The sequence below is a fragment of the Amycolatopsis sp. NPDC104819 genome, from assembly GCF_055583145.1.
The window spans coordinates 381,581-388,297 of sequence record NZ_JBVJON010000005.1; the positions used below are offsets into that span (position 1 = coordinate 381,581).

At 70.9% G+C, this 6,717-nt stretch carries 8 protein-coding genes; 4 read left to right on the forward strand and 4 right to left on the reverse strand.

Features of this window, described 5'->3' with window-relative positions; translation table 11 throughout:
* Positions 1-96: 96 nt before the first annotated feature.
* On the reverse strand, positions 97-615 hold the full coding sequence (locus ACZ63E_RS17845; RefSeq protein ID WP_465305695.1) for a lytic polysaccharide monooxygenase auxiliary activity family 9 protein: 519 nt from the start codon (positions 613-615) through the stop codon (positions 97-99).
* Positions 616-891: 276 nt separating this feature from the next.
* Here ACZ63E_RS17845 and lexA point away from each other — a divergent pair, with 276 nt between their 5' ends.
* The gene (gene lexA / locus ACZ63E_RS17850) at positions 892-1,545 is read left to right on the forward strand and encodes a transcriptional repressor LexA (protein WP_465305697.1); all 654 of its coding nucleotides are present in this window, start codon (positions 892-894) and stop codon (positions 1,543-1,545) included.
* Between the two features lie 6 nt (positions 1,546-1,551).
* Here the strand turns inward: lexA and ACZ63E_RS17855 are convergent, their stop codons facing one another.
* Positions 1,552-2,757, reverse strand: coding sequence for a cytochrome P450 (locus ACZ63E_RS17855; protein WP_465337098.1), 1,206 nt, complete (start codon positions 2,755-2,757; stop codon positions 1,552-1,554).
* A gap of 99 nt (positions 2,758-2,856) precedes the next feature.
* On the opposite strand from ACZ63E_RS17855, the gene ACZ63E_RS17860 reads away from it, so the two are divergent.
* Together ACZ63E_RS17860 and ACZ63E_RS17865 are read left to right on the forward strand one after the other, a co-directional pair.
* Positions 2,857-4,305 carry an MFS transporter gene (locus tag ACZ63E_RS17860; RefSeq protein ID WP_465337100.1) on the forward strand — a complete coding sequence of 483 codons (1,449 nt, stop codon included), beginning with the start codon at positions 2,857-2,859 and terminating at the stop codon, positions 4,303-4,305.
* A 182-nt stretch (positions 4,306-4,487) separates the two neighbouring features.
* On the forward strand, positions 4,488-4,865 hold the full coding sequence (locus ACZ63E_RS17865) for an SDR family oxidoreductase (protein ID WP_465337102.1): 378 nt from the start codon (positions 4,488-4,490) through the stop codon (positions 4,863-4,865).
* Here ACZ63E_RS17865 and ACZ63E_RS17870 read toward each other — a convergent pair.
* Positions 4,786-5,037 carry a DUF4287 domain-containing protein gene (locus ACZ63E_RS17870; RefSeq protein WP_465337104.1) on the reverse strand — a complete coding sequence of 84 codons (252 nt, stop codon included), beginning with the start codon at positions 5,035-5,037 and terminating at the stop codon, positions 4,786-4,788. The genes ACZ63E_RS17865 and ACZ63E_RS17870 overlap by 80 nt on opposite strands.
* Positions 5,038-5,114: 77 nt before the next feature.
* Entirely contained in the window at positions 5,115-5,897 is a 783-nt protein-coding gene (locus ACZ63E_RS17875) for a class I SAM-dependent methyltransferase (protein WP_465337106.1), read from the reverse strand.
* Between the two features lie 77 nt (positions 5,898-5,974).
* On the opposite strand from ACZ63E_RS17875, the gene ACZ63E_RS17880 reads away from it, so the two are divergent.
* Complete coding sequence (locus ACZ63E_RS17880) at positions 5,975-6,577, forward strand: TetR/AcrR family transcriptional regulator (protein WP_465337108.1); 603 nt, start codon at positions 5,975-5,977, stop codon at positions 6,575-6,577.
* Positions 6,578-6,717 lie beyond the last annotated feature (140 nt).

A 6,717-nucleotide genomic window follows, 5' to 3' on the forward strand; every position in this document is an offset into this window, starting at 1 on the left:
CCGCCACGCCCTGGGTGGCGAAGTAGTCCAGGGTCTCGCGGGCGTCATCGCGGATCGTCTGCTCCAGGACCACCCGCGCTCCCGGGCGGCCGGGGCTCAGCCGACCTGCAGGTCGATGCAGGAGTAGAAGGCGTTCGCCGTGTCGGCGATGTTCCACACCGCCAGCACCGTCTGCCGTCCGGTGTGGCCGGACAGGTCGACCTGGTGCGAAACGGTTTCCGGCGGCTGCTCGTTGTTGCCGCTGATGTCGGCGACCTTGTCGTTGCCGATCCAGTACTCGTAGTTCGACGTCTTGTGGCGCGCGGTGAAGGTCCACGTGAAGGTCGCGTTGGCGCCGATCGGCGTGGCGTGCCAGCCCTTGTTGTTGTCGTTGAGCTCCGCGAACTGCGCGAGCCCGCCGTTGCAGGACTTCAGGCCCTTCGGCCCTTCGACGCTCTGCGGCTCGTACGTGATCTGGCCACACGACACGGTGCCCTGGGCACACTGCGCCTGACGGCTGGCCGGGGAGTTCACGTAGCCGTGCGCGCTCGCGATCCCGGCGGGGTTGAGCACCACCAGCACCGGGGCGAGGAGAGCACCCGCGGCGACCGCGACCAGCTTCCGGTTCGCTTTCATACCAGCTCCTTCGGGGACAGGCTCGCTTCCCGCCGCCGGGCACGGCGAAATCACGGCCGAGGCCCCGGTAAGAGGCCCGCCGCTCGCGGGAAGGGGTTCGAGCGAAGGAAAATTGTGGTCTAGACCATACGTCCGATCGAGACTCAGGTCAACAGATGGCAAAGTGCTGGTTTATGTTGGTAAGACGCCAACCGTCACCCGATGTTCCGGTGAGCGGGACCGACACGCCGGGGCCAGGCGGCGGCGCGCGGGGCGGGTGCCTCTAGGATTCGGCCGGTGACCACCTACGACGACACCTTCGACCACCTCGACGCCTCGGCCCTGCCGGAGCGGCAGCAGCGGATCCTGGTCGCGATCCGGGACTGGGTGGTCCGGCACGGCTACTCCCCCAGCACGCGCGAGATCGGCGAGGCCGTCGGCCTGCTGTCGACGTCGTCGGTGTCGAAGCACCTGGCGAGCCTGGAGGACAAGGGTTTCCTGCGCCGCGGCGCCACGGTGTCCCGCCCGATCGACGTCCGCGCGTTCCTGCACGGCCCCGCCGCGGCCGAGGACGGCGATTCGGTCCCGGTGCCCGTGGTCGGCGACATCGCCGCCGGCACCCCGATTTCGGCGGTCGAGCACGTCGACGACGTCCTCAAGCTGCCCCGCGACCTCACCGGCCGCGGCACGGTCTTCGGCCTGCGCGTCCGCGGCGACTCGATGATCGACGCCGCCATCTGCGACGGCGACATCGTCGTGGTGAAGCAGCAGGCCGAGGCCCACTCGGGACAGATCGTCGCGGCGATGATCGACGAAGAGGCGACGGTGAAGGTGTACCGCCGCCGCAACGGCCACGTCTACCTCGAGCCCCGCAACCCGGCGTACGACGTCATCGACGGCGACCGCGCCACGATCCTCGGCACGGTCGTTTCGGTGCTGCGCAGCGTCTGACCCGCGTCACCAGGTGACGGGCAGCTCGTACACCCCGTACACCGACCCGTCGTGCTTGAACGGGATCCGCTCGACCTCCGTCGCCAGCGCGAGGGTCGGGATCCGCCGGTACAGCGTGCTGTAGACGACCTGCAGCTCGAGCCGGGCCAGCGGCTGGCCGAGGCACTGGTGGATGCCGAACCCGAACGCGACATGGCGGCGCGCGTCGCGGTTCAGGTCGAGTCGGTCTCCGTCGGGGAACACCGCCGGGTCGCGGTTCGCGACGTCGTTGGCCAGGATCAGGCCCTCGCCCGCGCGGATCACCTGGCCGTCGACTTCGATGTCCTCCAGGGCCACGCGGCGGCGTCCGTTGTGCGTGATGTTCAAGTACCGCAACAGTTCCTCGACCGCGGACCGGACCAACGCCGGGTCGTCGGACTCCCGCAGCAGCGCCAGCTGGTCCGGGTGCTCCAGCAGGGCCAGCGTGCCGAGCGCGATCATGTTCGCCGTCGTCTCGTGGCCGGCGATGAGCAGGAGGACGCCCATCTGCGCGGCCTCCAGCCGCGTCAGCTCGCCCGTGTGGACCCGGGCGGCGAGACCCGAAAGCAGGTCGTCGGCGGGCCGCTCGAGCTTCTCGCCCACCAACCGGTCGAGGTAGCCGACGAGAGCCTGGTGGCCGGCGGCCCGCTCCTCGGGCTTCGCGTCCCGCCGGATGATGACCTTGCTGTTGTCCTGGAAGAAGCCGTGGTCGGCGTACGGGACGCCGAGCAGCTCGCAGATCACCAGCGACGGCACCGGCAGCGCGAACGCCTCGACGAGGTCGACCGGCTTCGGCCCGGCCAGCAGCTCGTCGAGGAGGTCGTCGACGATCTTCTGCACCGCCGGGCGCATCGCCTCGACACGGCGGATCGTGAACGGCGCCGTCACCATCTTGCGCAGCCGCGCGTGCTCGGGGTTGTCCATCAGGATGAAGCTGATGCCGGTGCCGCCCTTCGGCAGCGGCGCCGGGCTCGGGTAGCCGGGGCGGGTGATGTCGGCGCTGACGCGCGGATCGGCCAGCAGCGTGCGCTGGTCGGCGTGCCGGGTCACCAGCCACGGCGTGCTGCCGTCCCACAACCGGACGCGGGCAAGCGGTGTTTCGCCCTGCAGCGCGCGGGCCGCGGGCGGCGGGTCGAACGGGCAGCCGGCGGCTCGGGTCATCGGGAACTCGGGGGTCTCGGCGGTGCTCGTCATCGTTCCTCCGCGGTGGCCGTCAGCTCGTGATCAGTCAACCCACGACTGCTACGCTAAGTCAAGCGACTGCTTTAATTCGGACATCCGGAGGACCGCCCCGTGCTCGACCCATCCACTCCCGCGAGAGAGGCCTCCTCGCGCGGGAACCTCGTCGTCGCGGTCCTCGCGCTCGCGGGCATCACCGTCTCGCTGATGCAGACGCTGGTGATCCCGCTGATCCCGGCCCTGCCGGGGCTGCTGCACGCCTCCGCCGCGGACGCGACCTGGGCCATCACCGCGACCCTGCTCGCGGGCGCGGTGGCGACCCCGACCATGGGCCGGCTCGGCGACATGTACGGCAAGCGGCGGATGCTGCTGATCAGCCTCGGCGCGCTGGTCGCCGGCTCGGCGATCGGCGCCCTCTCGGACACGCTCGTGCCGATGGTCGCCGGGCGGACGCTGCAGGGCCTCGCCGCGGGCGTGATCCCGCTCGGGATCAGCATCATGCGGGACGAGCTGCCGGCCGAACGGCTCGGCTCCGCGACGGCGCTGATGAGCGCGTCGCTCGGGGTCGGCGGCGCGCTGGGCCTGCCCGCGGCGGCGCTGCTCGCCGAAAACGCCGACTGGCACGTGCTCTTCTGGACCTCGGCCGGGCTCGGCCTGGTCGTCACCGCCCTGGTCGTGGCCCTGGTCCCGGAGTCGCCGGTGCGCACCGGCGGCCGCTTCGACGTCCCCGGCGCGGCGGGGCTATCGATCGCGCTGGTGTGCCTGCTGCTGGCCATCTCCAAGGGCGCCGACTGGGGCTGGGGCAGCGCGGCGACGCTGGGCCTGTTCGCCGCCGCCGTGGTCGTTCTGCTGCTGTGGGGACGCTGGGAGCTGCGGACTCGGCAGCCGCTGGTGGACCTGCGCACCACCGCGCGGCGCCAGGTGCTGCTGACCAACATCGCGTCCGCGGTGTTCGGCTTCGCGATGTTCGCGATGTCGCTGGTCCTGCCGCAGCTGCTGCAGCTGCCGGCGGCCACCGGGTACGGCCTCGGCCGGTCGATGCTGACGGTGGGTCTGGTGATGGCGCCGTCCGGGCTGGTGATGATGGCGCTGGCCCCGGTGTCCGCGCGCATCTCCCGCACCCGCGGCCCGAAGACGACGCTGATGCTCGGCGCGGTGGTCGTCGCGGCCGGGTACGGCCTCGGGATCGTCCTGATGAGCGCAACCTGGCACCTCGTGCTGGTCTCGAGCGTCATCGGCGCGGGGATCGGGCTGGCGTACGGCGCGATGCCCGCGCTCGTGATGGGGGCGGTGCCGGTGTCGGAAACCGCCGCGGCCAACAGTCTCAACACGCTGATGCGGTCGATCGGGACGTCGGTTTCCAGTGCCACGGCGGGGTTGGTGCTGGCCCGGCTGACCGTCCGGTTCGGACCGGTGGACCTGCCGTCGGAGGGCGGGTTCCGGTTGGTGCTGGCGATGGGCTCGGCGGCGGCGCTGATCGCGCTGGCCGTCGCCGCCTTCCTGCCGCGGCACTCGGTCCCCGCTCCTCCGAGCCCCCGGCCCGCGGCGGCGGTGGGCAGCTGACCGACGGCGGTTCGCGAGCAGTGCACGTCCGGTCAGCGCGGAGCGGAAACCTTCGGTCAGCGCCGGGCCACCACGGCCCGGCACCGACCCGGAGGAGCCGGACATGACGAAGAACGCCTTGGTGACCGGGGCTTAGCGAGGGATCGGCCGCGCGGTCGCCCGGGGTGGTCACCGTCGGCTCGATGGCTTCGCGGATCGCGGTGCAGAGCCAGATCGCCTACACCGTCAGCAAAGCCGCGGTCGAGGCGCTCGCGCCGACACTGGCGAACGAGCTCGGCCGCCGCGGGATCACGGTTCAGCACCGTCGCGCCCGGACCGACCTGACCGAGCCGCTGCTGGCGATCCCCGAGGCGGCCGCCGGGCTCACCGCGATGACGGCGCTGGGCCGGATCGGCGACCCCGAAAACACTCCCGTGGTCGCCGACGTGGTCGGTTCCTGGCCGGGCCGGGTGGCCGCTGGATCACCGGCCGCCGCCCGGGTCAGGCCCGGGCGGCCACTCCGTCGAGGTGGAGCACGCCGTCGGTGTGGTGCTCGGCGACAAACTCGGGGCCCTTGGTGACGAGCCGCGCGATCGCCGTCGCGTGGCCGTGCCCGAGGCCGTGGTCGGCCTTCAGCCACGAGACGATCTCGCCGTGCTTCGTGAGCTTCTTCTCCGCCGCGAGGCCGAGGAACGCGCGCGGGGTGATGCCGGTCTGCTTCTCGGCGTTGTCGAGGTAGGCCTGGAAGGACATGGGGACTCCCGGGAATCGGCCGAAGGTTCTTCGGTCTGGCTGACTGGTTCCCAAGATCTCACCGACAACTTTTTTTGTCAAGGCTTTCGCGCGACCACCGCCAGCGTGGCGTACGGCAGCGTGAAGCCACCGCCGAGCGCGTCGATCGCCGCGCCGACGCCGGAAAGCACGTCCGCCAGCGCTTCGGGCTCGAGCCGCGTCAGCCCGCCGGTGGTGGGCAGCAGGTCCAGCCATTCGTCGCGGGTGTAGGACCGTTCCCAGGCGAACGACCACCGCTCGGGCTCACCGAAGCGGCCCGACTCCCGGATGCCGTCGGCGAACTTGGTGAACATGACTTCGTAGAGCTCGCCGGGACTTCGCTGCTCCGCGGCGAGCGGCCACTCGGGCCGCACCCGCCGGAGCCCCTGGGCGACGGCGTCCGCGACCGGGGCCGGCGGCTGGAACACGTGCGCGAAGAGCGCGAGCACCCCGCCCGGACGCAGGACGCCCGCCACCTTGGCGGCGCCGGCGACGGGATCGACCCAGTGCCAGGACTGCCCGGCGACCACCGCGTCGAAGGTCCGCCCGGCACTGTCCCAGTCTTCGAACTTCGCGACTTCGACGTCAACACCGCTGCCGCGCGAGAACTCGGCCATCCGCGGATCGGGATCAACCCCGAGCACCCGGCGGCCCGCGGCACCGAGCTGCCGCGCCACGATCCCGGTGCCACAGCCGACGTCGAGGAAGTCGAGGCCGGGACTGGCGGCGACCACGCGGGCCACCAGTTCGGCGGGATACTCGGGCCGAGCCCGGTCGTAGCGTCCGGCGTCGACCCCGAAGGATTCAGCGAAGGCACGGGCCTCATGAGGTTGAGTGGGCATGCGCCCACTTTAATGGGCAAGCGCCCACTCGGACAACCACCCGAGCGTTCGCCCCGGGCGTAACGGAGAATGAGGACATGCCCACCGGTGTCCACCTGCGCGACGTCCGCCAGCAGCTGTTCCAGGCGGCGGAGCGGATCCTCCTCCGCGACGGCCCGAACGCCCTGACCAGCCGAGCAGTCACCACGGAGGCAGACGTCGCAAAAGGCGTGCTCCACCGCCACTTCACGGACTTCGACGCGTTCCTGGCCGAACTGGTCCAGGACCGCATCACCCGCCTGACGGACCAGTCGGCACTCCTGGAGGCATCAGCAGGAACCCGCACGGTCTCAACAAACCTGACAGACGCCCTGACAGAGCTGTTCGACCCGGTCTCCATCGCGCTGACAAGCCTGGTCTTCATCCGAGACGAGCTCCGCACCCGCCTACGCCGCCCCGACGACAACGGCCTGCCGTTCCTAACAGAAGCAAGGGAGATGCTGACGACCTACCTGACAGCAGAACGCGCCCAAGGCCGCATAGCAGCAGACGCCAAGGTGGATTCCCTGTCCCTGTCCTTGATCGGCGCAAGCCACCTGCTCTTCGCAGGCCGCCGACCAAAAACCCTCCCGGACCCAGCAGAGCTCGAAAAACTGATCGAGACGGTAATGGCCGACGTCCTCCAACGCCGCCTGCTGTAACCGATCCAAAAAGGACGGACCCCACCAACGCAACCACAGGCGGGGGTCCGGGGGGTCGCCCCCGGCGGGGGTGGGGGGGGGGGGTCCCCCCCACCAAACAAAAAAAAAAAACCCCCCTTCCCCGCCTCCCCCACCAAGAA